This window comes from Flavobacterium arcticum (assembly GCF_003344925.1).
Classification (GTDB): Bacteria; Bacteroidota; Bacteroidia; order Flavobacteriales; family Flavobacteriaceae; genus Flavobacterium; species Flavobacterium arcticum.
Genome location: NZ_CP031188.1, coordinates 282,551 through 306,463, shown reverse-complemented (window position 1 = coordinate 306,463; position 23,913 = coordinate 282,551). Strand labels below are relative to the sequence as shown.

The following is a 23,913-nucleotide window of genomic DNA, read 5'->3' as shown; positions in this document are numbered from 1 at the left end:
GTATGAGAAATACTAAATCGAATAGTATGGCAGACCATTTAAAGGCTGCAAACCTTTTTGGCTACCAAGAGCAAGCTCCAAAACAAGAGCCAACCCTTGTTGCAACACCACCGCAAAACCCTACTATTATAATGGCAGTTTACCCAGCTATTATAGATACAGCCTTTGCACAAACAATGGATAATTACAGGGTGCATATAGCAGCCTATAATTATCGTACACAAGCCGAGAACGATCTTATTAATAAGCACAATTCGGCAGTTAAGCAATATATTTTAAACAACCCATTATCAGAACTCGAAAGGGAGTATGTAGGCTTTTTTAGAAAGCGATATAATAACCTACCTGCTCGCGAATATAATACCGAAGTAGATAATGCTTGTAAAGCACATGGGATGATTGTTGCAAAGCGCAAAATTCAGAAAGTGAAGTATGCAACAGAGCAAGTATTTCAAAACCTCTTATCGCTTTACAATTCCCAATTAATGAAACGCAATAGCGAGTATATACGCTTAGGAGTGCGTACACCGCGACCTATTCAGGAAATGGATATAAATGCTTACTTGGTTACAAAAATGAAGCGTAAAGAGGTTACAAGCCTTGATGTATGTAGTAAAACGGTGCGCAACCATCGTAAACGATTACAAGAGGCAGGAGTATTCTCTGAGTTCATTTTTTGTGGCAGTACACGAGGGGTAAAAGTGCAAATTAACCCCGAAATTTTAACCGTTCTCGACCTCCAAACCAATAAATTAACTGTTGCTGAAAATCAGCTCGTTACCTCTGGGAGTGAGAAAGTTTTACCTGATAACAATGATACTACTAGAACTTTTAAAGAACAGTATAAGAATAGAAATGATGCTACGCAGTCATTTGATGATAAGGAGTTCCCTGCGGTCACATCCTCTTCGCATTACAAGAACAATTTTTACAAGAACACTGGAAGCAAGCTAAAAAATTCACCTGAGGGCGCGCCAGCCGAAACCTCGAAAAAAGAAAAAACATTGAGCGAGAAATTAAGAGACCTCATTTTGCACCCACAGGAACTAGCCGAACGACTTGCACAAGGATTATTTAATAACTATGTACCTATTGATGTACGGCTATTGTACAAAGAGGCTTACAATGGTACACTAACCACAACAGAGTTTCAGCAGTTGGTAATACAAGATTGTTTTTGCAATGCTGCTAAGCTCTACCGCGATACTACCCCATATACAGGCAGTTGGAAAAATGCGATTAACTGCTGGTTGCAAAACAAGTTTATGAATTATAAAGGCATAGTGTTTAATAAAACCAACATTGTAGATGATGTGCAACAGTTGCGCTGGCGACTGGAACACGCCCGAAAGTGGTTTTCTCGTACAGGTATAAAACCACTGTACCCTTCAAACTATTTTGATATAACCCGTAAAACCTCAAAAGAAATTGGCTTTGAGTTTACCCGTAAAGCATGGGAGCGTCATGTGAAGTATATGGAGAACCAACCCGCCAAAAAACGAAAACTAGAACGCAATGCCGAAGCCAGACTAAAAACCATAAATCATGCTAAGAAGTTTGAAAATGAGATAAAAAGGTTTTTAAGAAATAAAATTACGTTACCACAATTGTATGACTATGTAAGGCGCAATCTACCAACAGAGTTTTACAGTAAACTACCCGAAACTATAGATAAAATGATGTCTAACACTAAACTTTAATTATGCCAGTATTTGACAGAGATACCGCCCGTATAAAAATGGTAGCACTTACTAAGCCAGGAAAGCCAAATATTACTTGGTACAGTTTAGACAAGTACACCAATAAGAGCAAAGCAGACAGTGATATTATAACAGGTATGATGCGTAGGCTTAAAGAGAAACCAAGTATTGCCGATGTGCAAGTAGTACAGTTTTATGATAACAAGACTAAAGAACTATTAGAAGAGTATAGAGCATGAAAGATGTAAGATTAATAAAAGTAACAGAAGAAGAGGTGCAAGTACTCCAGAGCGAATTGTACAGTTACTCAGAGTTGCAACGGTTGGGCATACATCATTGGGGTAACGAAGAGTTTTATACAGCATTAGTTACTATTGATATTGCTTTTAGGTTATGGGTAACCTTTCGTAGAAAAATAGAGTCCGCCCAAAATAGTTTTACAGTAAGACTCAAAGTAAGTGAGGCAGTTGTAGTATTAAAATGCTGTTACTGGAATAGAGACGGGCGCAACGATTATGAAAAACACGTTGCCGAAAAGTATAAGAATTTAATAGACCAGCAATTAAAATCTATTGTGTAAAAAGTATTCAATAACCGATTATCAGAGTAGTATATGAACGATCAAGAAACTTTACAAAAACTTCCTTATTGTGTAACGAAAAGTCAGCTAATGTATCTCTATCGTAATGATTTAACAGATAGTGATATACGTAAAGGGATAAATACAATAATTGCCGATAATCGAAAATTACCCAATGACAAACCTGTTTGTGTAAAACGGGTGCGTCATACCGAATTTATAGAATTTGTAGAAATATATGGACTGCCAGAAGGCTATAAACTTTAAAACTATGCTAAGAATTGTAAAAACAGTAGTTGCTATTTCAGCCATTGCAATAGTAATTTCAACAGCTTATATGCTAAATGATGTATTAATAGGTATATGGACAGGTATTAGTGTACTTGTAGGTTATGCACTCGCTGAATTATCACGATTGAAAAAATAGTGTTAAGAGAGCTATTTTGATTAATTTTCACTTTCAGGAGTTAAATGTTCTAGCCTTAATAGGTAAGGAGGTACTGATTGTTTCATACCTGTATTAAGTTTTTGAGTATGCTCAGGGGTTCTCCCTCCAGTTAGCATTTCATAACTAGCCCCCATTCCGCTACTAAATTCGGGATTTTGATCTTCTTTTTTAGGTCTTAAGGTTTCCATTGTTTTATCAATGGCAGCTTTAATATGGTTAGTTTTCGGTCTAGAGGCTATTAATGCATTATACATAGCAGATCCAGTAGTAGCTTTGTCTGCTAAATCTTTAACATCTGTTAAGTATTGTTGCTTGGCTTCCTCAGGCTTATAGGGGTTGACTTGATGTTCTGTTGTTCTTTTTAGCTTTTCTGATACCTCTTGCCCACCTCCAGCTGGAGTCATATCTCTAGCCAAAGTACCCATAAGAGGCACTTCACCATTAGGATCATTATGGCTATATTGTTTGTGCATGTCCATATCGCCTAAACCAATGTCAACATCCATATGGTGACCACCTTCGGAGTGTAAATACATAAGGCGTGCTATATCTGAAAAGTATTTTAAATTATCCCATGCTCCTTCGCCTCCTTTTTTTGCAGATGTTGCAGCGATATCGGTAGATAGATCTAATTCTTTAGTTGTAACACCATGTTCTCCATCTGCTAAATCTTCAATGGCTTTTATATCATAACCTTTTGCCTTTAACTCTGCTCGTTGATCTTCTCGAGCTTTGATTTTAGCCTGATCATTTTTGTAATCTGTACCTTTTTGACCAAACCTTTCAAAGAATGATGGTTCAGCTTTTTTAATTTTATCCTCAAATTTTTTAGAATACCACAACTTGTGTTTCCACGGTGTTCCTTCGGTTTTTTTTGCAGAGTCTATTAGTGTTTTCATAGCAGATTCAGATAATGATCCTCCAGACCAAAACCGATGTATTGTTTGAGGAATTTGATGCTGTGTTCCTTGTCCAATGGGTGTTTCTAATGCATCACTCATTTTGGTAGCATCATCATCTTGACTTAAAGGTTTTGACAATTGATGCATATAAGCATTTCTGTATTCTAAAAGCTCAGGAACTTTCATAGAATCATCTTCACCTAATTGATTTAATTTTTCAACCAAATTACTATACCCTCCAGTATTATGTTCATCTACCAATTTTTTAATATATGATTTTATTGCGGTCATGCCTTCTTGGTCTGTGTCTAAAGGTGCACCTTCATAACCATCTATATTAATTATAGCCCGCTGTACAACCTTAGTATTAGTGCTGTTAGGTAAAGTATTCTTTTTTTGTATGGGTTGTTGCTGATTAGAGTGATTGTTAATTACGTTAAGTAGTTTCTTCTGGACGATTACACCAGGGCGATTGTCTTCAAAGTGCATAGGAGAACTTGCGCTACTTTGATTTTTTGAAATCGTATTGGCAACGGATTGAAGTTTAGTTTCACTTTTTTTATCAGCGTGTGTCTTCATATAATCAAATATATAGAAAATAATAGGCTTAAAATCAAGTAGAAATACCTGAATTTTTCATTTGTTTTCTCTCCTTGCAATGATTTTTATTTATGATGAATTTACTTAAAAACACCTGAGAATGTTTTCAATAATTACTAATAGTTATTTAAGATTAATAGTAATTGAATGAAATTATTTGAAGTTTAAAGGTTTGTAATCATCTGGTTAATCTTTGCACTACAGTTTTGAAACTAAAACGAGTATAAGTGGTACAATGACAGACTTCAATACATTATTATATCGCCCATTGCAACGCGGTAAACAGTATAAAAAGCTGATACCGCAAAGTGATTGCAATGTAGTTGTTACAGGTAATGGTATGACGGATTACTCGGTAAAGCAAATGGCTTATACTGTAAACAAGTACCATAGTCATATGGCTAAAGTAGCCCCTTTGCTCGATAAAGGTTCATTGCAACAAACGTGCAACGCGATACATGATTTTTGTTACAACCATTTTCAGTACAAAATTGATGAAGTAACTCAAAAACTCCGTTCGCCTGCCTGTTCTTGGAGCGTTAGGCAATTGGGTATAGACTGTAAGAGCTACAGCATCATTGCAAGTAGCATTCTGACAGAGTTAGGCGTAAAACACTATATAAGACGCATTAAAAACTTGGCGTATAAACCTGATTTATGGACACACGTATATGTAGTTGCTCCAATAGATCAGGAAAGCGGAAACCTTGACAATGGATATTATGTTATTGATGGTACAGTTGCAATGGCTATAGAACCTGCTATAGCAGAAAAAGACGATTATTATATGGAACATGAAGTACTTGCAGGAGCGCATCCAAACGCTTTAGGGTTTAACTTGAGCGACCTTCAAAACCTTGAGAAATTTAAACTAGACGATGTTAAAGGGCTTGTTTCTAATATAAGCTGTTGGGGTGGCACATCGTATGATAAAAATGATGTTGATAAAAACATAGGTATCATTACCGACTATTTCAATGAGCTTGTAATAGCCATAAACCAAGCAGTACAGCAAAAAAACATGAATGCCCTGCGTGATAGGGTAACAGAATTTAAAGGTACAGCAAACTTGATACGAATGTGTTTTGATACAAAACGCTATCGTGATAACGATTGGAATTCCTGTACAGATAAAAACCTTGAGGCATCTATAAAGGTAATGGATTTCTTTAAAGATACCTGCGGTAAAGCTCTTGATGCTTGGCTAAATGACAATTTTAATATTGTTGGTTATGCAGGTACACAATCTTTTCAATCGACACCGCAAAACAGCATAGAGCATACAATGGGTATTAATTTCACTTATCTAGGTGTCACAATTACACGTACCCAGAAGATGTATAACTATTCTGCTAAACCAAAAAATATTCCAGCATTTGAGATTACCGACTATGTGGTCCAGGCAAACAACGGATCTTTTAATGCATTGCAATTTATACAGGGATTAACCAATACAGTAGCAAATTTCACTGCTACCAATGCAAATAATACAGGAGGCAGTAATGTAGTAGATAGCAATGTGGTTGACTATAACAACCCAAACAATGTTACTCAAAATGGGGGTGGTGTAGTAGGGTGGCTTCTGTTAATTGGCGCACTTGGTTATGCAGGCTATTCCTTTACACAAATGCCCGATACTGGAACAAAAAAACAACCATCCAATAAAAAGATAACAATATGAGTGTAGTACGATATAGACCAAATAATTTACCTGTAGCACATGAGCATGGTTTGGGACTGTTTAAGAAATGGCGCAAATGGGCAAAAAAGGCAGTATCGGCAGTAGGTGGTTTTATAGCCGATCAAATTGAAGCTCGTATTCCTTTTTTAGGAAAAATAATAGCAGATGAGTTAATACGTCCTGCTGTTGGGCGAATACTTCTAGCAATAGATACCTCTTATCAACAATTGAATGCTCCTTTAAGCATTGGGGATGATGAAGATTTAAGTGCAGCAGATAAAGCAATTTTAGATGCTTGGGTCGAAACCAAATACAAGCCGTTTATTGATAAGCTGATAAAAGATATAGCAGCCGCGAAAAACTTATCGGGCAATGCTGCTAAACTGATTGCACTAAATGAGGTGCTAAATAAAATAAACGCTATTCAGGATCATTACGAGAAAGTAAAAATTTCGGGAGTAAGTGATGATGCTCAAGAGGGAGTGCAAGATTTGCTTTATGATACCATGAAGTTTATTAATGATACTGTTATCGCTGTTATTAAAGAAGTAGGTATTGATGCAGAGCCAGTACAAGTAACATTTCCTATGAACAGCTATAGTTACAGTCCATTATTTACATCGTCGCCTGTTGCAATGGTTACGGTTCTTAACTACAGGATTAAAGGTACAGGTACAAGTCCCGTTTTTACAGGAGGTACGCTAGACCCTACAAAGACATCAGTTCCCACTACAAAATACCCTACGCAAACAACAGGCGATACTGTAAAACAAACCCTTACCGATGATACAACTACTACAGATGTATTGCCTACTACAAACGATACGACAGAAAACAAAAGTAATACGGCTACCGTAATAGGTATTATAGGGTTAGCGAGTTTAGGGCTTTATGCTGCTACTCGAAAGCCTAAAAAGAGGAAAGCCTCAAACTAAGTATAATTTAAACAATCATAGAAAATGGAGTTAAAAAAACCATCAGGAAAATCATTTCAGGACACTGCCCTCTTAGCTGGTGGTGCATTTGCAGGCGGTTTTGCATCGAGGGTTGCAATAGGTCTTATTCATAAGCCTACAGCAAACAGTGAAGATGCAGCAGCCTTGAAAAAAGAAGAAAATATGTTACTAGCAAAGCGTGGCGGTATTATGCTTGCTTCCCTTGTCGCTATGGCATCTGTAGGCGGTAAGGACGAAGGAGCAACCATTGTAAAAGGTACATTCTTAGGAATGGCTGTAGTACAAGGCTTAGAGGCTATTAAGTCGCTTGCTTCAAAAAGCAGCGTAGCCACAAAAAGCGGTATTGTAGCCGATGCTTTGGGCTTGGGTTGTAGTTGCAATAGTGTAAATACACTAAACGCACCTTTTACACCACGATATACCCCACAAGTTATAGAGGCAAAGCAAGTAGATTTTACAAGCTCTATCCTTTCAGACCCAATGTTGCAAGCCATTAAAAAGCACGCAGCATAAGAGCTTGCTATACAAAGAATCATAAAAATTAATTAAGAACAAAAACAAAATATATTACGATGAAAAATAGATTTGCGCTATATGCACTAGCTCTTGAGAGGTTTGCGACTTTTGCAGATAAAACTCAACTTCAAGTAAAGAATGGTTACACGCTTCAAGATAAAAACTTTTATCTGAATGTTGACCTAAAAGGTAAGGGAGGAGCAATACAATTAGTAGATGCTAACACTAAAAAAATAGATGGTATAACCAACTTTGACGGTAACCGTCTTAATGGAGGTAGGCATATTATTATTGATGGTATTCGCTTACAACCAGAAAACACAGCTACTACAATAGGTGCTGCAAAATGGGATGGTACAGCTACTCCAGCAGTTAAAAACTCAGTATTAAAAATCAGTCAGGGCGAAGAGATACTTTTTGTACCAGTGAGTGATTTGCTTGCAAAAGATACAGCAACATCAAATAGTGATGATTTCAGAGAAATATCACATCTACCGATCATTGCGCCAGATGTTGACTACAAAATAGAGTGGCAGTTCCCTGATGGCGTTGCTGTACCAGGTGCTGCCGAAGATGCCCCTTGCTTTGCTCGTTTAGAGTTCCACACGCATGAGGTTTTCGTAAAGTAATAATTGGTTAGTTAGGTTAGTTGTTAATTGAAAAAGCCAAAGGCAGTGCTTTTGGCTTTTTTTAATTCTAAAAAGTATGATAAATCAATATGAATACGCAGTTCCATTTGTAGTAGCAGCAGGTTCTAACGGTAAGATATTTCCATTTAAGCCAGAAAAAAATGGCATTATAACGGGGTGTGCCATATTTAAAGAGGGTGGTGCTAATACAGGAATGGTTACTGTTGAAATTACAACAGATACTGGAGAAGTTATATCTCCTGAAAGTCACATTTCAAATTACAGAGATCGTGAAGCAGCCTACTATGACGGTAAAAAGCCCGTACATTTTGAAAGTGGAGGTAAGACCTTTCATTTAAAAATAAGAGCAACCGAAGCTTTTGATACAGCTCTTGTAGGACAACTTGTCCTTGTTTATGCACAGGATTTCACTAACAAAAACTGTTAGAAAATGGTACAGTCAGGTTTTGTTTCACTCCCTTTTACTGAAGATGATAGTACAACAATAGAAGACGTTACGAGTTTAACGATTTCTAATTACGGTACAACCGCATTAACGGTTAGTGTGAATGGTGTACCTCGTACTGTTCCTGCCTTTAATGCTGATATAGGTGTTCCTTTTGGCAGCTTCAACATACCAGGCGATGGCACGGCAACGGCAAAACTAGAAATAAAGTTTGCCTTTGTAGGAGGTACAGGCAACGCCATTTTAGACTATAGAAAATTAATTCACCCTTTAAATTGTTAAGATATGTCGCCGCAACAGAAACTTAATGAGATAATCACAAAATTAAAGACGGATCAGTATTACGCTGTACAGATTTTTGATAGTGATACGCTAACTAATATATGTAATAATATGTTAGGTGCAGAGATGGAAGCCGAAGCAGGAAGTGTAGATAAATACTTTGATGAAAAAATATACCATGCAAATATTAAAAAGTTTGGTATAAAAATAAAGCGTAAAAATGGTTCAGGCTGGAAAGTAGTTGAGCCTGTACATTATTTTAATCTTTCCAAAAACAATAATCAGCCAATGCATAACCAACCTGCACCAGTCCATAATACTCAACCCAACCCTTTTGATATGGGGCAGTTAATGGGAGGGCTTAATATACCAGATGTTCTTTATAAAACGCAACATTACCCTACACTCTTATTAGAGAATCAAGACTTAAAAGTCGAGAATAAAGAGTTAAAAAAAACTGTTGCCGATTTGGAGCGAGAAGCCTTGAAAAAAGAGTTTGATATAAACCAAAAGGCAAATAATGGCGATATGTGGTTGAAAGCTCTTGATTATGCCCCTGCGCTTATGGCAGCAATGAAAGGTAGTGTACCTGCTATTGAAAGCGATGCTGGTCTTGCCTCTGCTTCTAATCTATCAGCAGTAAAACAACAGTTGATACAAGAGGTACAAGGTACAAGTGATGGTGTGAGTAGTTATATACTACTTGCATTGAAAGGAATCAACACTAAAGAAGGGTTTGGAGAAGCCTTAGAGCAACTATTAGTCAATCATAATTTAATACCTAATACATAAGCCATGAGTACAAAAATAGAACATACAGTAACAATAGCTGTTACAGCAGGTAACGTGTTTGATGCAAGAAAGAAAGCAGCTAACCTTACCAAGTTTGCCAGTCTTGCTATGGAAGATCAGGAGCGTATCGAGCAGCTTATTAATTCGCCCAAAGCATTAACAGCAATGAAAAAGAACTGGAAGATGCTAAAAACAATGTTTAGCGTATAGAACACTATGGAAACAACTACAGAAAATACAAATAGCCTCAATAATCCCGCTTTGATTGCTGCGGCACAATCTCCAGCGGGAAAAGGGGCTATTACCCAAATTTTAGACACTCAAAAAAAGGTAACCGAAGAGGGAATTAAAATAGCTAAGGTTGTAGGTGTTGTTGCTGTAGTTGGTATTGCTTGCTATTTTGGATATAAAGCCTATCAAAACCGATTTATAAGTCAAGGTACAAATACCAATACTACACCTGCTAATATAACTAACGGTCAGGCACAAGCCAAAGCCGATGCTATTTATGAAGCGATGTATGGGTGGGGTGTCGATTTCGATACTATCAAAAATAACCTTGCAGGGCTTAATCAAAATGCATGGTCTAAAGTGTTTAATGCCTTTGGTAAGCGTAAAATGTGGGGTGGTTTTAGCGATATGAACCTTACGGAATGGTTAACCGATCAGCTTAGCGATTCGGAAAAAGACGAAATAAGATTTTTAATAGGTAATGTGATATAGCGATGGATGTAAGCCAAAAATATAAGAAACCATTATTGATTACTGGAGGTGTTTTAGCTGTCTTTATTCTGTATAGGGTTATTGTAGGTAAAATTGATAATTCAGGATCACAATATGATACTACAGGGAATGGTAATAGTGCGCCTATTGATGCTCAAGCTATAGCCGAAACCTTGTACAATGCTATGAAAATTAGCGGTACAGATGAGCAAGCTATTAAAAATGCCTTACAACCTGTAAATGCAACGCAGTTTAAACAAATTGTTACTGCTTTTGGGCAGCGTTCCTACAATAAAACTATGGGGAATATTTACGAATATTTCGGGAATACTTTAAATAAATACGGTTTAAAGGAATGGCTTAAAAATGAGCTTAACGCCTCTGAATACGAAACACTACGATTAAAGTACCCAACTGAATTATAAGATTATGCCAATAGTTATAAGCGGAAAAGTTACCGATGCAGAGGGTAACCCAATATATCAAATAGCTCAGATAAGCGAGGTAGCAACAATTTTGCCTATCAACGGTATTTTACCTGTAGTGGGCATGAATGCTTGGAGTAACCCTGAAACTGGAGACTTTGAATTTATTGCAATGCATCCCTCCAGTATTATAAAAATAGCTGCACATGGGTATAAAGAAGTTCATTTTCCTGTTAACGCCGTTCCAGCAGTTATAAAGTTAGAAGAGGCTATTGTTATTGAGGGTAAGACCAAAAAAGATAACAAATTATTAGTTGTGGGTATTGGTGTAGGCATATTAGCCATAGCGGTAGTACTAGCGAATAAAGCTAAAAAGAGTAGCAGTACAACCACAACAGGATTAGCAACACGTAAAACGATAATAATATAATGCCAAAGAGTTATTTAAATAGAACCGAGTTAGCCCGTGGATTACGCAATAATAATCCTGGTAATTTAATCCGCACCTCTATAGCATGGGAGGGTAAAATCCCTCATAGTAATAGTGCCGATGCAAAGTTTGAACAATTCTATGAGTTGCGCTATGGCATACGTGCCATGATGCGTAATCTGATAACGCACATAAACAAAGGTACAAACACTATAGAAAAGCTGATAAGCAAGTATGCACCAAGTTTTGAAAATAATACTACTGCTTATATCAATAGTGTTGTTAGTGCGCTTGGTATTCCTAAAACAGCAACATTAGATCTAAGCGAAGAAACGATAATAGCCCTTTGCAAAATCATTGCAATGATAGAAAACGGCAATGATTCGTATGCTATAACCAATCAGGATTATAAAGATGCCATTGCAATACTGGGCATACCCTTAAAAAAAAAAGTAATAACGGCTTAATAATTATCCTGTTACTAGTATTAACAGGGGTTGTGGCATATAAATATCATAAAAGCAAAAAACAATGATGATAGGTACAGGTATAGAAGCATATATTTCATTGGGCAGCGTAGCTACGCAAGTAAAAGCTAACGAATACTTTTTGGGTTATATATCCAATACTACATCATTACAGGATGTTTTAGGCATTTTCAATTTAACAGTACCTACAGGGCAATTACCTGTAATATCGGTAGCCGTTAGTGATGTTGTTACGGGCGGATATATTGTTAAAAAATATTTAGTTCAGTTACCCTCTGGTACTACCTATGCACCTCTTGGGGATTATGCTACAGAAAAAACATTGATAGAGATAGATCGTTTGTACCCCAATGAGCAAACTACCGATGTTGCACTTTCGGCAGTTGATGCAGTTGTATTTCCTGAATTTGTAATAGCATCATTACCTGACCTTTTTACCTATTTGAATACAAGTGCTGCACCTATAGATGTAAGCGACGAAAGCAAAATCTATTATTTCAAGTTTACAGCAGGCACAGATAGCTATGTATATGTGCTTTCTCCAGATGCAACACGCGGTAGTTATGGCGATGGTTTGTTGCAGTTTGTAGATACTGATTTGGTATTGTTTTACAGTAGTGTATTGTCTAATCAAAGCGAGCTTGACAAAAAAGCCAATAAGGGCAACAATATAGAATTTGAAAACCTTTCGGACACGTCCGATGTTTATGGTGTCGCCTTTTTTTCGCGCTTAGGTGCATTCTTTAGAAGCTCTAATGTGTTTTGGAATGAACAGCTAAAAAGACTAACCATAAAAGGTACGCAGGCAATATGGGAAGCCTACCAAGATGTTACGGACGGTAACATGGGGATAAAAGTATTACCTGATTCATTAGAAGCCTTTAAGCTTTTTGATGCAGTAGGAAACTTCTTGAGTGTAGGAACGGTAGCGAGCAAACGTGTAACAAGAATATTCACAGCCTTGCGGTTGGTTAGCGGTTCAGATTATAATGAAACCGAGTTTATTGCTATAGAATGCGCGGGAAGTGTTACCACACCCATAAAAGCAATAACACTACCCAATAACAGCACTATCACTATAGATGTTGCCAATATTACGGTAATGAATATCGACGGCAATTATATCAATGGCAGGGCGCAATTTTTACTACAAAATATTGGAGGCGTTGTTACCGATGTGAGCCGTGATACCGAAAGGTATAATAAACAATATTCGTCAATTATTTCAGACTATGTTACTAATACAGATACACGAATTGATGTATCAATTTCGGGCGATGTTGTAACCGTTGGCTTTGTAAATACGATTAATAAGTTGACAAATGCGAATATAGAGATTAAGCACACGATAACCTCTTTACCCATAGCAGAATAATGAATGTACTAAGCGGACTAAATATAACAGGGCTAATATTAAATACAGAAGAGAATTTTAATTCTATACCAGGTCTTGTGCAATGGAATGATGCACGGGAGCGTGTAGAGCTTCAAGAGGGGCAAGTCAAATCATGGGGCGACAAGTCGATTAACCCAACCACAGTAAAACAAGGAAGAACGGAAAGAATGCCAGTCTATGAAAATGGGTTGTGGGTAAAGTCAGAATCTAACCTCGTTAGTTTAGGTTCTAATAGTGTTGACGATTATCGCTTTTTACATAATGGCTCAAAATTCGGCATTTATGCTATTATGAAAAATACGTTTGCTGATGGCTCAATTACGGCTAACAGTCCTTTTAGGACAGGATCAAACGGTACTACAGGCATTGTTATAACGACAGGGGCAGCATCTTTAGGTAGGTTTGAGGCAAGTATCAGAGGTGGTGCAACCGTTCCTAAACGAGAATTAACAAACCTACTTAATCCTGAAAGCTCCAACCATAACGAAAATGAAAGTATAGTTACAGCAGGGGTTGTGAATATGGGGCAGGATTTGGGTGTAAAAATGAAGTATGGTAACGCTGTAGGTTCATTTTCGCCCTTTTTCCCAGTCATTGAAGAGTACCCTATAGGAGCGGAGGATTATTTTATTATTGCTCAGGGGCAGGTTGGAATGTCTATTAGGTTAGGACTATTCTTAATTTACAACTGGACGGGCTACACTGGGGCAGAAGTACAAAATTTCGACCAACGTGTAACGGCATTGCTTAACAAAGAAAAATTAATTTTTGAAAACCTTGATGCATGATACTAACAGCCAAAAACGGAAAGCAATATACTGTTACTAATGGCAGCATTGAAAATTTAGAAATCCAATGCGATAACAAAGTTTTTGTATTTGAAGATTTATCAATAGGTAACTATAGCAGCCGTAAAAAAGAAGCGGTTTTTTACAGTTATGATATTGTAGAGGGTGAACGCATTAACAAGGCGAGGCATAGCGTAAAGGACTTTAACAGCGAGTATTTAGATTTTTTAAAATCGAATGTTTGGGAGAGCTTACAAAATGATCTTGTTACCGCCCTATTAAAGAAAGTAGAATTTACAGAAATACAGGAATAATTATGTCAGTAGCAGAAATACTAAATTATATACTTGGCGGAACATCATTAGCAAGTGCTTATGTTGCTTGGGTTTCTCGCAAATCTCAGGTGCAATTGGCTGAAACTAATGTTTTGGTAAAAATGCAGGCAGCTTATAAAACATTTGTTGCAGACCAGCAAAAAGAGTATGAAGAGCTAAAAAAGGAATTTGAGCTAGTCAAAAAGAAACTAGCTGAGTATGAAAGCAAGTGTAAACATTGTAACAATTTATAAGATGAAAAAGTGCCGAACGCTATATTTAGTTTTTTGTCTGCTTGCAATACTCTCAGGTTGCAAAACGCGGCAAGTAGAAAAACAAGATAAAAAAGTACGCTTAGATAGTTTTGATACTTATTTACGAAACACAACAACTACCGATAAATCTACTGTTGATGTAAAGCAGGAAAATGAAATCATAAGAGCTACCAATACAGTTAGTAGTATTACTAGCAACGATTTTACCTTAACCCCAGTAGATAGCACTAAAGCTATTGATATTGTTACGCCTGATGGTACAGTAAAAGTTACTAATGCAATAATAAAGGTTAGTAGTAAAAATGAAAATACCACTATTAATGAGCAGCTAAACGAAAGTAAAAACACGAATACAGCCCGTCATAATGATATAAAAGCAAGCGAAAGTGAGGGCGGTTCTAGGCGTACGAAAGCTACTATTGCTATAAAAGGCAAGAGTGTAGTGTCAGAGCCTTCGGCTTCTTTGAGTTGGTGGTGGTTGCTTATTGCGGTGCTAGTTGCAATACTACTTTTTAGAAAAAAAATTATTTCATGGGTACTAAGAAAATTCTTTACATAATCGGCGGAATAGCCATAACATATTTATTTATGAGTACAGGAAAAGCATTTGCAAAAATAGTTAACGGGCAAAAAATAAGAGGTTTAGATGGTTGGGGTAGTGGTGCATTTGGTGCATCGCGTTCGGGCGGTTCGCGTAAGCATAGCGGGGTTGATGTTATAGCTGCTCCTGGGCAGCCTGTGTTAGCTCCATTTTCGGGTACAATAAAAAGAGTAGCTATGCCTTATGCTGATGATTTTAGTTATAAGGGTTTTGTGATTGAGAATGATACGTATGAAGCAAAAATATTTTATGCGCTCCTTACTGTACCTGTAGGTAGTACTGTAGTTGCAGGTGCTCCAGTAGCAACGGCGCAAAATATCGCTGCCAAGTATGGTAGTACAATGAACAACCATGTACATTTTGAAGTACGTAGCAAGAGTACAGGAGCTTTAATAGACCCTACTAATCTATTTGGATAATGAAGACTAAAAACGTACTCATAGTAACAGGTTTTTTGCTTACGGGCATAGCTTTAGTTGCTTATGAAAAGATCAAAAAAATGCAAGCTGTTTTTGACCGTATGAGTATCCAGCCTTCGGGGTTGTCGAACCTTAAATTCGGTTTAAAAACAATAAGCTTCAAGCTTGGGCTTAAAATAAACAATCCTACAAATCAGGGGTTTTATGTGTCGGGTGGTTCGCTTGTTACATTAAAGAAAGTAGATATTTATTTTAAAAATCAGTTTCTAGGTACAGCTAATGTAAACGTAACCAGTATAGCTATACCAGAACATTCTAGTATAGAAATAACAGGCATTCCCATTAGTATGTTAACTCAAAATGTATTGGGTAATGTAATAGGAAATCAAAATTTAGACTTTAACGAATTAACCATCATTGCAACACTATCAGTATTGGGCAATGAATATATAGTAGAAGGATAGCGATGAGTGCAGTAGATACATTTAACGGATTAAACGGTGCTACAGTTTCAAGAGCAATGGTACAAGAATTAATTGCAGTAGCGAAAGAACAAGAACAATACGAGCTTGTAAAAAGACTTACTAAAGCTTTAGAACATATAGCTGAGGGCGAAGAAGTTGATATTGAATTAGAGCATCCTGCTATAGAGGTTGTTCCTGAAAGCCTTTTACATTGTTTGGATTGCGAGCATGATACAGATGATACTATTGAGGGCTTAGGCAAAGCAGTATCGCCCGATCAGATTTATCAGATGATAACGGATAAGATGTTGAAAAAGATAGAGGATGCAAATTCATCGGATTATGTTAAAAGATGGGAAGCTGAAGGTTATTCTTTACCGTTTAATTTTATTAGTAAAAAAAGATATAGAGGTGTCAATCTATTTTTATTGACAGAATTACAACTTTTAGAAAATCCTTTTTTTCTAACTTTTAAGCAAATAGAACAACTAAAAGGAAAGCTAAAGAAAGGGGCTAAAGCAGAAAAGGTTATATACTTTACAAAATTATATACTTATAAAAATAATGCTGTTAATATATCTAGCTATGATGCGAAAAAATTTATAGGATTATTAGAGAAAAATAGAGAAAAGATTCCAGGATTAAAAACTGATATTTCTATTGAAATGATTTCTAAGTATTATTTACCAATCTTAAAATATTATAATGTTTTTAATGGTAAAGATATTACAGGGATTGATTTTGATTTAGATAATTTTAAAACGGGGTTTGTAAAAAAATCATTGCCTGCGCTTGAGGAGAATAGGAATAATATAGCTGAAAGTATTATTAATAATTACCCAACACCTGCTCCCGATTTTGATTTTGGTGGTGATCGAGCTTATTATAGACCTGATATTGATCATGTTCAGATTCCTTTTTATAAAGATTTTAATACAAATTCCGATTATTATAGAACGGTTTTTCATGAATTAGCTCATAGTACAGGGCATGATTCTCGTTTAGCACGCGATTTAAAAAATGGTTTTGGTACTAAAGAGTATGCTTTTGAAGAGTTGATTGCTGAATTTTCGGCTACATTTTTAAGTGCAGAGGCAGGTGTTTTATGGCATACCAATAAAAACCATGCAGCATATTTAAAAGGATGGCATGGTTTAATACCTCACTTGGAGGGGGATAATAGATTTTTGATGCGTGCTGCCACTCAAGCACAAAAGGCAGCCGATTATATACTACAGCCTGATGAGGATGGCAACCCGAAATATTTTGAAGATTTAAAGAAAGCGGTAGAAGCACCAAAAGAGCCAAAACCAACGAAGCGACCTAAAAAAGCAACACCGAAACCAAAAACGGTAAAGCCTACTAAAGAAGCTCCAGAAAAGAAAACCGTGGCAAAGCGAACTCGTAAATCAAAAGTTGCAGATACTAAGCAATTAACCTTAGCCCTTAACGGGAGAAAGAAGCAAGCAGCACGTAAAGCTCCAGTTAAGAAACAAAGCTTAAATAGCCCAACACCAATAGCAGTTAAGAAACAGTCTCCAGTATCGAATAATGCACTGGTTATGTCGTCAGAAGATCTTATGAATATGGAGTTTGAAAGTCTTAAAATGGATGGGGTTTGGTCTGAATTTATGCAAGAGCCTGCAAAGAACATGAAAATTGCCATTTGGGGTAAACCTAAAAATGGTAAAACATCGGGAGCTGCGCAGTTTGCCAATTATCTTACCAAGTTTGGCAATGTACTATACAATTTTGTCGATCAGGGTTTTAATAAGTCGACACAAGATATTTGGAGAAACTCAGGTATGGAAGACAACCCGAATGCCTTTGCAACGAAAGCAGACAGACTGGAGGATTTAGAGAAATTGTTACAAACGGGAGATTATCAGTTTGTTTTTATTGATATGATAAACGACTATATAAACAAGACAGGTATTAAGCCTCATGAGTTTAAAGAGCGTTTTATTAATGGGTTTCCTGAAATTTCTTTTGTGCTAGTATTCGAGGTAACCAAAAGCGGAAATTTTAAAGGCGATCAAGGTTGGACACATATTGTAGATGCGATATGTACCGTAGAAGACTTTTTAATGGAGAATAGAGGGCGATATGGTGACGGGCATTTTGTAGTATGGGAAGAGGGCTTAAAAAAGCATAATCCTAAAAAACACGAAGAGATTTTTGCAAATGAGCCTGAACCCGAACCAGCTCAGGAGGTAGCAGCACCCCAAATAAGTTTTACAGTAACATAAAGATAAATAATTATGAATAAAAAAGTAGTAATAGGGCTTACGGTTGCAGCAGCAGCTACAGCTTATTTAATGCGAGATAAGATTTTTGGCAGTAGTGGTGGAAACAATGCATTACAGCAAAATAACAATTATAATGACTTTGATGTTGTTCGGCACTTGCCAAGCGGTCAACCCGCTACAGTACCCTTGTCTTCTCTTGAAGATAAAGTGGTTTTAGCAATTGGGAATCCTGGTAAATATAGAATAATGAAAGGGCAACGTGTAACCTATCAGGAAGAGCAAGCTTATATTAATGATGGTTCTCGCGAGCTTGTATGGATGCCACTTGCCGAAATGGAAAAAATACCTGGAGCAGCTTATTATATTTCTGTTACTGGAATTAAATCTTTTTAATAGTAATAAAGTATAACATGGAAGAGATAACGATACAAAACGAGATTGCAACACTTGAGGCTAAAAACAGGGCTATTGCAATGAAAACGGGGGCATTCTCGGCAGCAGGTTCTACAGTAGGGGTGCTTATTGCCCGTAACAAAAAGTTAGGGTTTTGGGGTAAAGTTGGGTTTTTTGTAGCTGGTGGTACACTGGCAAGGTTACCAATGGCTTTTTTGTACTCGGAAGAGTTGACCCAAAACACCACCCGAATAGAACAGTTGCAACAACAACTGGAGGTAATGAATAATAGTTAAAATTTGAAATATGGCAACAGCAAGAAAAACAACAAAAAAGGCATCCGTAAAAAAGTCTTGCCGAAGACTAGTAAAACCAACAGGCGTAAAAGCCGATGGTACACTCAAGAAGGATTATCGGTATGCGAAAGGCGGTAGGGTAGTGAAAGCAAAGCCCAAAGCCAAGAAATAATAGCAAAAAAGCCACTCGTAACAGAGTGGCTTTTTTTATTCTAAAAGATTGGAATAATCTTCAGGTAATTCGGCATCAATATCCCTAAGGTATTTTTCAAGTGCTGTCATTGAAGTGTGCCCTGTTATGAGCATTAGTTTACTCTTGGTTTCAAAAGGGCTTAATGTCTTTCGTAGTTCTCGGTATATTTTGGTTATATAGGTATGCCTAAAGCTGTACAGTCCGTAATTGTCGTTTAGGTTTAGTTTTTCTTTTATGGTTTTAAAGCGTGCCGAAAAATAATTTCTTCGGTTCACTTCTTTTGTTTCCCATGCACCTGGACCCATTGGTGTAAATAAAAAATCTGTAGCGTTTGATGTACTGAGGTCTGGGATGTTACGCAACATTATTTCAGGAATTATCTTGGTCTTTAAAGGCTGATTTTTAGCACGCACTTTAAGAATGCGCTCTTTAATGCTGATGTCACTAATTTTAAGTCGGCATACTTCAATTGGGCGTAGCATATTGAATGATATAAACTGCACAAAAAGCAACATTAACGGGTCTTCTTTTTGTAGTAATTGCAATATTTTCTCCTCCTGTTCTACGGTATAGGTTTTGTTTTTTTGAGGGGTACTTTTTATTTTATCAATACCTTCAACAATATTGATTTTTACAATTTTATTAGCTAATAAAATTTTATACATAGAAGCCAAAGCTGTTCGTGTGTTGTTTCTATTTCTCGCGCTGGAGCGTTGCAATACTTCGTTTAAAAAATCCATGACCGTCTCATGCTCAATGTCAGCCATTTTATGATTGCCTAAATTCTTTTTTATCAACCAGTTTTTAAACTGTGTAACCCTGCTTTGGTGATCGGTATAAGATGATTCTGCTAATACCTTTTTTGATATGGTTAATGAGAATGATATAGCATCATTTACCGACTTATTACTATTACTAGTTTTTGCATTTTTGGGAGTAGGAGGGTTTTCGTCATAAGGATTAAACCCTTGTTTCAATAATCGCTCCAATGATTCTTTAACAATTTTAGCAGCTCTAGTACGTTCCCGTAGCGTGTCAAAATCATTAATGTTCATATATACATTGGGTTGTCTTTCAAGATAACCTGTTTCGGGATTTCTGAAAGAGTAATAAATGTACCATCGGGCAGAAATATTGCCCTTAGCATCATAGATATTTACTTTACCGTAATTCTTTTTCGTTGCAAAATCGTGTTCAGAATTATGTTCAATTTGTAAAAGCTCGCGAAGTGTAGCCATAAAAAAACGGTCTTAGATTGCTCTAAGACCGTTGTAAATTAAGGCTTTGCCTTTTAGTAGCGGGAACTGGACTCGAACCAGTGACCTTCGGGTTATGAGCCCGACGAGCTACCTACTGCTCTATCCCGCGTTGTTTCGAGTGCAAATATACGACCATTATTTACATTTGCAAGATAAATAAGGATAAAATGTTTGATTTTTTAGTAGTTATTGTTGATAGGTGGGATAATAAACCTTTAAGTTGCTGTTATCGTGTTGGTTTAATTCAAATTTGTTTTTATAGAGAGAAAGATAGTGTTTAAATTATATTAGCATTTATTTATGAAAGTATGATTGTTCAATTTTAAATGTATTCTTGAAATAAAGCTAGGTGTTTGTAATATTTCAAAGTCAATGGTTTATATTCTTTTTTGGTCTGATTTGTTGTAAGATATTTGATAAGTAATCAAGACAAAATAATTCGATTGAGTAGCTACAATTAGTTTTGATAACAATGCTAGAATGATCAATTTTAAAAATTAAAATTAGTATTGTTAATTCATTTGAATTAGCTTGGTGGGATAAAGGAAGTGGTGGTAATATGGATGGAGCTTTCTATAACCCTATCAATATTCCAATTGGTTTTCATACAATTGATTCTTATGGTCAGTCGAATTATGATTTTCCTTCTGGTTCAATACTCGTAGTTAAAGATAATGTACCAGATGTTTTAGCTCATCCTGTCGATTTTAAACTTATTTATAAAGATACAGGCTCTAGAGCTAGTATGGATGGATCTTTCTGGGAGCCAATAGCCCCTGAAGGATATGTTGCAATGGGAATATGTTGTATTCCTGGATATGATAAACCTGATAAGTCTTTAGTAATGTGTCTGCGAGATGATTTAGTTAATGCTGCAAAGGTTGGCAACCTTATTTGGAACGATAAAGGTACAGGAGCTAATTATGGACGGTAGTTTTTGGGATATAGAGATTCCTACGGGCTCTATTTTAACAGGAACTTTTGCTGGTCCAAGTAATTATGAAACGCCTCTTGTTGCGCCTCTCTTTGGAATAAAGCATGAGGTTGTATAACAACAATTAGCTAGAAATATTAAATTGTATTAATCAATAAAAAGGATGTCTAATTTAGGCCTCTTTTTTTGTTAAATAAATAATGTTAAACTATAACTAAAAATGACATTATGGGGTAGTTGTTTTAAAGTTTTTAACAGTTATATAGCGTCATTATATTGATGTGTTTATATGTTTATTTTTTATATATTATTCTTATAATCAATTATTTAAATTTACATTAATAGTATTTAAACTTTAATTAAAATAAATAATACTATTATTATATAAAAACCTATTTATAATTGTTTTTAGCCTGTTTTTAAGGTGTGCTAAGGTTCTGTTTTTCCCAATATTCTACTCTATTGTTGAGTTATAATATAAATAAGGATAATTATATTTGTTAATACCTTCTTATATTTGCTTACCTTAACACACACAAACACAATCTAAATAATTTTTTTAACCTAAACGAATATAATTATGACACAGAAGCCATTTAGTATGACAAACGAAGTTATTAAAGAAAGTATAAATAAATGGGGAGATATAAGCAGGGATGGTGCAGCCCTTGTAAGTTATTTTGAACAAGGGAATAGCTTTTTTTTTGATATAAACAGATATGAAGAAGAGATTCTTGAAGACATACATGCTTATCCTGGTATATATGATGGACGATTGATTTTTATGCTAATACCTAGCCAATATGATAAAGAAGAGTATGCGGCAGATATATGGAAATATGTTACTCCTAGTCCTGTAATATGGAGTTTAGGAGGAGGTAGAATACCTGAGGGTATAGCAAAAGACAGGATAGAACGATGGAATAAGAATTATAAAATATGGACGCCAAAACAAGCAGCAACTACTGATGGGATGTTTTTAGCATTTAAAATTGATGCAGAAGATTTTGAACTGCCAGACTCTCAAGTGAATTTTGCACTTCGCAAAGATACTACTGATCCTCTTGCCCTTTCTATTATTGATTTAGTAATAACTAATAAAGATGAAAGTAAGGTGTTTTATGATGATTTTGTGACCCCTGTACCGCCATATAATGCCTCGGCTGTCCCAGAAAGTTTCTTTTTATTGAGTTTGTAATAGAATGTCAATTTTTGAATTTTCTCGTTTATTAGGTCAGTTATCTCCTGTGTTTTTGATTCTTGGTGTCTTGTTAGGGATGCTATTGTATAAAAGATTAAATGCTATCCATAAGAGTATTATTTACTACTTTTTAGCTATGCTATGTGTAGATTTGACAGGTAGATTTTTAGCACAATATGGTAATAACCATGTTGTATTAATAGTTTATAGTCTTGTTGAAGTTATGGGAGTAGGATACTTTTATTACAAATTTTTATTAAGTAAAAGATATGTGCCTATTTTTATTGTAAATATACTTGCAATATTATACATTAGTTGGGAGTTATTTAGTTATCTTTTCTTTAAAACAGATGTTAAATATTTCCAGCCTTATGCCAAAGTAGTAGATAATTTTGTTGTGATACTATTGGCATTAACTTTCTTGTATGAGAAGATGAACGACTTTAAGGAGTCAAGATGGGATAATTTTAAGTTAAATATAGTAGTGTTAGTTTTCTTTACCTTAAACACCTTGATTTTTTTACCCTTTAATTTTTTGGTTAATGAAAGTACAGGAATTAAGTTTTATTTTTGGATGGGTAATTTATTAATAGTTCTACTTTTTTATGGATTTTTAATTAATGAAGTATGGAAAAATGGAAGACAAAGTAAGTTAACACCCCAATAAATTTAATAAAACAATAAAATAATGAGGTAAAAAGAATTAATTTTATATACTGTTAACTATAAAAGTATTTTCAGTTTAGGTAACCTTTAAAAAAATATGATATGGATAAAGATAGTATTGTTAATAGTCTTCAAAAATGGCAAGACATACGCCAAGATAGCTCAGAACTAGTTAATTATTTAGGTCAAGGCAATTGTTTTACATTTATGAGTCACAAATATAAAGGTATATCAAAATACTGTCATGCGTATCTCGGTATTCATGCAGGCTGCTTAAAATTATTTATGATACCTTCTACTTATGATAATAAAGATACCATTGATATAGCTTCGTATGTAGAAGTGTGTAAAGTGTTTCCTGACCCAATACCTATGACTGCTCCTACACCTATGCATTTAGATAGGATACCCTCTGCAACAGCAGTTACTAGGGTTGATAGGTGGGAAAAAGATTATACAGTATGGGTGCCTAAAAAAGTGACAACTACCGAAGGTGTTTTTACAGCTTTTGCAATTCCCACACAAGACTTTGTCACTCCAGAGGTAAAGGTGCGTTTTGCATTACAGACAGAAACGGGGCAGCCGATGGGTTACAATGCAGATTTAGTGGTTGCTTGTAAAGAAATGAAAATAATATATGAAGATTTTGTTACGCCAGTACCTCCGTATGGATCAGGTATTACACAAGCGAGTTTTTATCTATTATCATTACTGTAATTAATACTGAAATTTTAATATTAATGACCTTATAGGAGGTAATCAGTTATAATTCTATAACTGATTACCTCCTTTTTTTTGCGATGGATAATAATTATAAACAAGATTTTTAAAACATAGAAATTAGCTT

Annotated in this window: 34 protein-coding genes and 1 tRNA gene; 32 read left to right on the top strand and 3 right to left on the bottom strand. The window is 35.7% G+C overall.

Features of this window, described 5'->3' with window-relative positions; genetic code table 11:
* Positions 1-2: 2 nt before the first annotated feature.
* Genes DVK85_RS01390 through DVK85_RS13525 form a run of 5 tightly spaced genes read left to right on the top strand, consistent with a single transcriptional unit; the run spans position 3 to position 2,707 of the window.
* Positions 3-1,700 carry a hypothetical protein gene (locus tag DVK85_RS01390; protein WP_114676719.1) on the top strand — a complete coding sequence of 566 codons (1,698 nt, stop codon included), beginning with the start codon at positions 3-5 and terminating at the stop codon, positions 1,698-1,700.
* A gap of 2 nt (positions 1,701-1,702) precedes the next feature.
* A complete protein-coding gene (locus tag DVK85_RS01385; RefSeq protein WP_114676718.1) occupies positions 1,703-1,939 on the top strand; it encodes a hypothetical protein in 237 nt (78 codons plus the stop codon).
* Positions 1,936-2,280, top strand: a complete 345-nt coding sequence (locus DVK85_RS01380) for a hypothetical protein (RefSeq protein WP_114676717.1) — start codon at positions 1,936-1,938, stop codon at positions 2,278-2,280. Before DVK85_RS01385 ends, DVK85_RS01380 begins: the two co-directional genes overlap by 4 nt.
* Before the next feature lie 33 nt (positions 2,281-2,313).
* Positions 2,314-2,547 carry a hypothetical protein gene (locus tag DVK85_RS01375; RefSeq protein WP_114676716.1) on the top strand — a complete coding sequence of 78 codons (234 nt, stop codon included), beginning with the start codon at positions 2,314-2,316 and terminating at the stop codon, positions 2,545-2,547.
* 4 nt (positions 2,548-2,551) lie between these two features.
* Positions 2,552-2,707: a hypothetical protein gene (locus tag DVK85_RS13525; RefSeq protein WP_162845318.1), complete on the top strand. Its 156-nt coding sequence runs from the start codon at positions 2,552-2,554 to the stop codon at positions 2,705-2,707.
* Between the two features lie 20 nt (positions 2,708-2,727).
* Here DVK85_RS13525 and DVK85_RS01365 read toward each other — a convergent pair whose 3' ends face one another.
* Positions 2,728-4,209 carry a glycosyltransferase family 32 protein gene (locus DVK85_RS01365; protein ID WP_114676714.1) on the bottom strand — a complete coding sequence of 494 codons (1,482 nt, stop codon included), beginning with the start codon at positions 4,207-4,209 and terminating at the stop codon, positions 2,728-2,730.
* Between the two features lie 256 nt (positions 4,210-4,465).
* Here DVK85_RS01365 and DVK85_RS01360 point away from each other — a divergent pair, with 256 nt between their 5' ends.
* From DVK85_RS01360 to DVK85_RS13520, 23 genes are all read left to right on the top strand, one after another.
* The gene (locus DVK85_RS01360; RefSeq protein ID WP_114676713.1) at positions 4,466-5,911 is read left to right on the top strand and encodes a hypothetical protein; all 1,446 of its coding nucleotides are present in this window, start codon (positions 4,466-4,468) and stop codon (positions 5,909-5,911) included.
* On the top strand, positions 5,908-6,846 hold the full coding sequence (locus DVK85_RS01355; protein WP_114676712.1) for a hypothetical protein: 939 nt from the start codon (positions 5,908-5,910) through the stop codon (positions 6,844-6,846). Before DVK85_RS01360 ends, DVK85_RS01355 begins: the two co-directional genes overlap by 4 nt.
* Before the next feature lie 24 nt (positions 6,847-6,870).
* Positions 6,871-7,380, top strand: coding sequence for a hypothetical protein (locus DVK85_RS01350; RefSeq protein ID WP_114676711.1), 510 nt, complete (start codon positions 6,871-6,873; stop codon positions 7,378-7,380).
* A 59-nt stretch (positions 7,381-7,439) separates the two neighbouring features.
* Positions 7,440-8,012, top strand: coding sequence for a hypothetical protein (locus DVK85_RS01345; protein ID WP_114676710.1), 573 nt, complete (start codon positions 7,440-7,442; stop codon positions 8,010-8,012).
* A gap of 76 nt (positions 8,013-8,088) precedes the next feature.
* Positions 8,089-8,460 carry a hypothetical protein gene (locus DVK85_RS01340; RefSeq protein ID WP_114676709.1) on the top strand — a complete coding sequence of 124 codons (372 nt, stop codon included), beginning with the start codon at positions 8,089-8,091 and terminating at the stop codon, positions 8,458-8,460.
* Between the two features lie 3 nt (positions 8,461-8,463).
* Entirely contained in the window at positions 8,464-8,760 is a 297-nt protein-coding gene (locus DVK85_RS01335; protein ID WP_114676708.1) for a hypothetical protein, read from the top strand.
* Between the two features lie 3 nt (positions 8,761-8,763).
* Positions 8,764-9,552, top strand: a complete 789-nt coding sequence (locus DVK85_RS01330) for a hypothetical protein (protein WP_127960531.1) — start codon at positions 8,764-8,766, stop codon at positions 9,550-9,552.
* 3 nt (positions 9,553-9,555) lie between these two features.
* Positions 9,556-9,762, top strand: a complete 207-nt coding sequence (locus tag DVK85_RS01325; protein WP_114676706.1) for a hypothetical protein — start codon at positions 9,556-9,558, stop codon at positions 9,760-9,762.
* 6 nt (positions 9,763-9,768) lie between these two features.
* Entirely contained in the window at positions 9,769-10,275 is a 507-nt protein-coding gene (locus tag DVK85_RS01320) for a hypothetical protein (RefSeq protein ID WP_114676705.1), read from the top strand.
* A 2-nt stretch (positions 10,276-10,277) separates the two neighbouring features.
* A complete protein-coding gene (locus DVK85_RS01315; RefSeq protein WP_114676704.1) occupies positions 10,278-10,700 on the top strand; it encodes a hypothetical protein in 423 nt (140 codons plus the stop codon).
* A 4-nt stretch (positions 10,701-10,704) separates the two neighbouring features.
* Complete coding sequence (locus tag DVK85_RS01310; RefSeq protein ID WP_114676703.1) at positions 10,705-11,130, top strand: hypothetical protein; 426 nt, start codon at positions 10,705-10,707, stop codon at positions 11,128-11,130.
* Positions 11,130-11,597 carry a structural protein gene (locus DVK85_RS01305; protein ID WP_114676702.1) on the top strand — a complete coding sequence of 156 codons (468 nt, stop codon included), beginning with the start codon at positions 11,130-11,132 and terminating at the stop codon, positions 11,595-11,597. Before DVK85_RS01310 ends, DVK85_RS01305 begins: the two co-directional genes overlap by 1 nt.
* Positions 11,598-11,661: 64 nt before the next feature.
* Complete coding sequence (locus DVK85_RS01300) at positions 11,662-12,993, top strand: hypothetical protein (protein WP_127960530.1); 1,332 nt, start codon at positions 11,662-11,664, stop codon at positions 12,991-12,993.
* A complete protein-coding gene (locus DVK85_RS01295; protein ID WP_114676700.1) occupies positions 12,993-13,802 on the top strand; it encodes a hypothetical protein in 810 nt (269 codons plus the stop codon). The genes DVK85_RS01300 and DVK85_RS01295 overlap by 1 nt, the downstream gene beginning before the upstream one ends.
* Positions 13,799-14,116 (top strand): hypothetical protein, encoded by a 318-nt coding sequence (locus tag DVK85_RS01290; protein WP_114676699.1) that lies wholly within the window; start codon positions 13,799-13,801, stop codon positions 14,114-14,116. The genes DVK85_RS01295 and DVK85_RS01290 overlap by 4 nt, the downstream gene beginning before the upstream one ends.
* A gap of 2 nt (positions 14,117-14,118) precedes the next feature.
* Positions 14,119-14,370, top strand: a complete 252-nt coding sequence (locus DVK85_RS01285; RefSeq protein WP_114676698.1) for a hypothetical protein — start codon at positions 14,119-14,121, stop codon at positions 14,368-14,370.
* Positions 14,336-14,950, top strand: coding sequence for a hypothetical protein (locus DVK85_RS01280; RefSeq protein ID WP_114676697.1), 615 nt, complete (start codon positions 14,336-14,338; stop codon positions 14,948-14,950). Before DVK85_RS01285 ends, DVK85_RS01280 begins: the two co-directional genes overlap by 35 nt.
* Before the next feature lie 29 nt (positions 14,951-14,979).
* On the top strand, positions 14,980-15,411 hold the full coding sequence (locus DVK85_RS01275) for a M23 family metallopeptidase (RefSeq protein WP_162845319.1): 432 nt from the start codon (positions 14,980-14,982) through the stop codon (positions 15,409-15,411).
* Positions 15,411-15,875: a hypothetical protein gene (locus tag DVK85_RS01270; protein WP_114676695.1), complete on the top strand. Its 465-nt coding sequence runs from the start codon at positions 15,411-15,413 to the stop codon at positions 15,873-15,875. Before DVK85_RS01275 ends, DVK85_RS01270 begins: the two co-directional genes overlap by 1 nt.
* A gap of 2 nt (positions 15,876-15,877) precedes the next feature.
* The gene (locus DVK85_RS01265) at positions 15,878-18,124 is read left to right on the top strand and encodes a zincin-like metallopeptidase domain-containing protein (protein ID WP_114676694.1); all 2,247 of its coding nucleotides are present in this window, start codon (positions 15,878-15,880) and stop codon (positions 18,122-18,124) included.
* A 12-nt stretch (positions 18,125-18,136) separates the two neighbouring features.
* Positions 18,137-18,517: a hypothetical protein gene (locus tag DVK85_RS01260; protein ID WP_114676693.1), complete on the top strand. Its 381-nt coding sequence runs from the start codon at positions 18,137-18,139 to the stop codon at positions 18,515-18,517.
* A 17-nt stretch (positions 18,518-18,534) separates the two neighbouring features.
* Positions 18,535-18,813, top strand: coding sequence for a hypothetical protein (locus tag DVK85_RS01255; protein WP_114676692.1), 279 nt, complete (start codon positions 18,535-18,537; stop codon positions 18,811-18,813).
* Between the two features lie 10 nt (positions 18,814-18,823).
* Positions 18,824-18,985 (top strand): hypothetical protein, encoded by a 162-nt coding sequence (locus DVK85_RS13520; protein ID WP_162845320.1) that lies wholly within the window; start codon positions 18,824-18,826, stop codon positions 18,983-18,985.
* A gap of 35 nt (positions 18,986-19,020) precedes the next feature.
* On the opposite strand, the gene DVK85_RS01250 is transcribed toward DVK85_RS13520, so the two are convergent.
* Both DVK85_RS01250 and DVK85_RS01245 read right to left on the bottom strand, forming a co-directional pair.
* Positions 19,021-20,244, bottom strand: a complete 1,224-nt coding sequence (locus tag DVK85_RS01250) for a tyrosine-type recombinase/integrase (protein ID WP_114676691.1) — start codon at positions 20,242-20,244, stop codon at positions 19,021-19,023.
* 57 nt (positions 20,245-20,301) lie between these two features.
* A tRNA-Met gene (locus tag DVK85_RS01245) sits at positions 20,302-20,374 on the bottom strand.
* Between the two features lie 378 nt (positions 20,375-20,752).
* Between DVK85_RS01245 and DVK85_RS01240 the strand changes: the two genes are divergently transcribed.
* From DVK85_RS01240 to DVK85_RS01225, 4 genes are all read left to right on the top strand, one after another.
* Positions 20,753-21,199 carry a Vps62-related protein gene (locus DVK85_RS01240; protein ID WP_114676690.1) on the top strand — a complete coding sequence of 149 codons (447 nt, stop codon included), beginning with the start codon at positions 20,753-20,755 and terminating at the stop codon, positions 21,197-21,199.
* Between the two features lie 580 nt (positions 21,200-21,779).
* Entirely contained in the window at positions 21,780-22,397 is a 618-nt protein-coding gene (locus DVK85_RS01235; protein ID WP_114676689.1) for a hypothetical protein, read from the top strand.
* A 4-nt stretch (positions 22,398-22,401) separates the two neighbouring features.
* Entirely contained in the window at positions 22,402-23,067 is a 666-nt protein-coding gene (locus DVK85_RS01230; RefSeq protein WP_114676688.1) for a hypothetical protein, read from the top strand.
* Between the two features lie 101 nt (positions 23,068-23,168).
* Positions 23,169-23,783 carry a hypothetical protein gene (locus tag DVK85_RS01225; protein WP_114676687.1) on the top strand — a complete coding sequence of 205 codons (615 nt, stop codon included), beginning with the start codon at positions 23,169-23,171 and terminating at the stop codon, positions 23,781-23,783.
* Positions 23,784-23,913 lie beyond the last annotated feature (130 nt).

Excerpts from the sequence above, each read along its gene's own strand:
- DVK85_RS01335 (WP_114676708.1), top strand. The coding sequence starts at position 8,464 with ATGGTACAGTCAGGTTTTGTTTCACTCCCTTTTACTGAAGATGATAGT.
- DVK85_RS01355 (WP_114676712.1), top strand. The coding sequence starts at position 5,908 with ATGAGTGTAGTACGATATAGACCAAATAATTTACCTGTAGCACATGAG.
- DVK85_RS01265 (WP_114676694.1), top strand. The coding sequence starts at position 15,878 with ATGAGTGCAGTAGATACATTTAACGGATTAAACGGTGCTACAGTTTCA.
- DVK85_RS01225 (WP_114676687.1), top strand. The coding sequence starts at position 23,169 with ATGGATAAAGATAGTATTGTTAATAGTCTTCAAAAATGGCAAGACATA.
- DVK85_RS01360 (WP_114676713.1), top strand. The coding sequence starts at position 4,466 with ATGACAGACTTCAATACATTATTATATCGCCCATTGCAACGCGGTAAA.
- DVK85_RS01290 (WP_114676699.1), top strand. The coding sequence starts at position 13,799 with ATGATACTAACAGCCAAAAACGGAAAGCAATATACTGTTACTAATGGC.
- DVK85_RS01250 (WP_114676691.1), bottom strand. The coding sequence starts at position 20,244 with ATGGCTACACTTCGCGAGCTTTTACAAATTGAACATAATTCTGAACAC.
- DVK85_RS01285 (WP_114676698.1), top strand. The coding sequence starts at position 14,119 with ATGTCAGTAGCAGAAATACTAAATTATATACTTGGCGGAACATCATTA.
- DVK85_RS01385 (WP_114676718.1), top strand. The coding sequence starts at position 1,703 with ATGCCAGTATTTGACAGAGATACCGCCCGTATAAAAATGGTAGCACTT.
- DVK85_RS01310 (WP_114676703.1), top strand. The coding sequence starts at position 10,705 with ATGCCAATAGTTATAAGCGGAAAAGTTACCGATGCAGAGGGTAACCCA.
- DVK85_RS01390 (WP_114676719.1), top strand. The coding sequence starts at position 3 with ATGAGAAATACTAAATCGAATAGTATGGCAGACCATTTAAAGGCTGCA.
- DVK85_RS01320 (WP_114676705.1), top strand. The coding sequence starts at position 9,769 with ATGGAAACAACTACAGAAAATACAAATAGCCTCAATAATCCCGCTTTG.
- DVK85_RS01305 (WP_114676702.1), top strand. The coding sequence starts at position 11,130 with ATGCCAAAGAGTTATTTAAATAGAACCGAGTTAGCCCGTGGATTACGC.
- DVK85_RS01315 (WP_114676704.1), top strand. The coding sequence starts at position 10,278 with ATGGATGTAAGCCAAAAATATAAGAAACCATTATTGATTACTGGAGGT.
- DVK85_RS01380 (WP_114676717.1), top strand. The coding sequence starts at position 1,936 with ATGAAAGATGTAAGATTAATAAAAGTAACAGAAGAAGAGGTGCAAGTA.
- DVK85_RS01325 (WP_114676706.1), top strand. The coding sequence starts at position 9,556 with ATGAGTACAAAAATAGAACATACAGTAACAATAGCTGTTACAGCAGGT.
- DVK85_RS01230 (WP_114676688.1), top strand. The coding sequence starts at position 22,402 with ATGTCAATTTTTGAATTTTCTCGTTTATTAGGTCAGTTATCTCCTGTG.
- DVK85_RS01345 (WP_114676710.1), top strand. The coding sequence starts at position 7,440 with ATGAAAAATAGATTTGCGCTATATGCACTAGCTCTTGAGAGGTTTGCG.
- DVK85_RS01300 (WP_127960530.1), top strand. The coding sequence starts at position 11,662 with ATGATGATAGGTACAGGTATAGAAGCATATATTTCATTGGGCAGCGTA.
- DVK85_RS01280 (WP_114676697.1), top strand. The coding sequence starts at position 14,336 with ATGAAAGCAAGTGTAAACATTGTAACAATTTATAAGATGAAAAAGTGC.
- DVK85_RS01255 (WP_114676692.1), top strand. The coding sequence starts at position 18,535 with ATGGAAGAGATAACGATACAAAACGAGATTGCAACACTTGAGGCTAAA.
- DVK85_RS01375 (WP_114676716.1), top strand. The coding sequence starts at position 2,314 with ATGAACGATCAAGAAACTTTACAAAAACTTCCTTATTGTGTAACGAAA.
- DVK85_RS01340 (WP_114676709.1), top strand. The coding sequence starts at position 8,089 with ATGATAAATCAATATGAATACGCAGTTCCATTTGTAGTAGCAGCAGGT.
- DVK85_RS13525 (WP_162845318.1), top strand. The coding sequence starts at position 2,552 with ATGCTAAGAATTGTAAAAACAGTAGTTGCTATTTCAGCCATTGCAATA.
- DVK85_RS01235 (WP_114676689.1), top strand. The coding sequence starts at position 21,780 with ATGACACAGAAGCCATTTAGTATGACAAACGAAGTTATTAAAGAAAGT.
- DVK85_RS01295 (WP_114676700.1), top strand. The coding sequence starts at position 12,993 with ATGAATGTACTAAGCGGACTAAATATAACAGGGCTAATATTAAATACA.
- DVK85_RS01330 (WP_127960531.1), top strand. The coding sequence starts at position 8,764 with ATGTCGCCGCAACAGAAACTTAATGAGATAATCACAAAATTAAAGACG.
- DVK85_RS13520 (WP_162845320.1), top strand. The coding sequence starts at position 18,824 with ATGGCAACAGCAAGAAAAACAACAAAAAAGGCATCCGTAAAAAAGTCT.
- DVK85_RS01260 (WP_114676693.1), top strand. The coding sequence starts at position 18,137 with ATGAATAAAAAAGTAGTAATAGGGCTTACGGTTGCAGCAGCAGCTACA.
- DVK85_RS01275 (WP_162845319.1), top strand. The coding sequence starts at position 14,980 with ATGAGTACAGGAAAAGCATTTGCAAAAATAGTTAACGGGCAAAAAATA.
- DVK85_RS01350 (WP_114676711.1), top strand. The coding sequence starts at position 6,871 with ATGGAGTTAAAAAAACCATCAGGAAAATCATTTCAGGACACTGCCCTC.
- DVK85_RS01365 (WP_114676714.1), bottom strand. The coding sequence starts at position 4,209 with ATGAAGACACACGCTGATAAAAAAAGTGAAACTAAACTTCAATCCGTT.
- DVK85_RS01270 (WP_114676695.1), top strand. The coding sequence starts at position 15,411 with ATGAAGACTAAAAACGTACTCATAGTAACAGGTTTTTTGCTTACGGGC.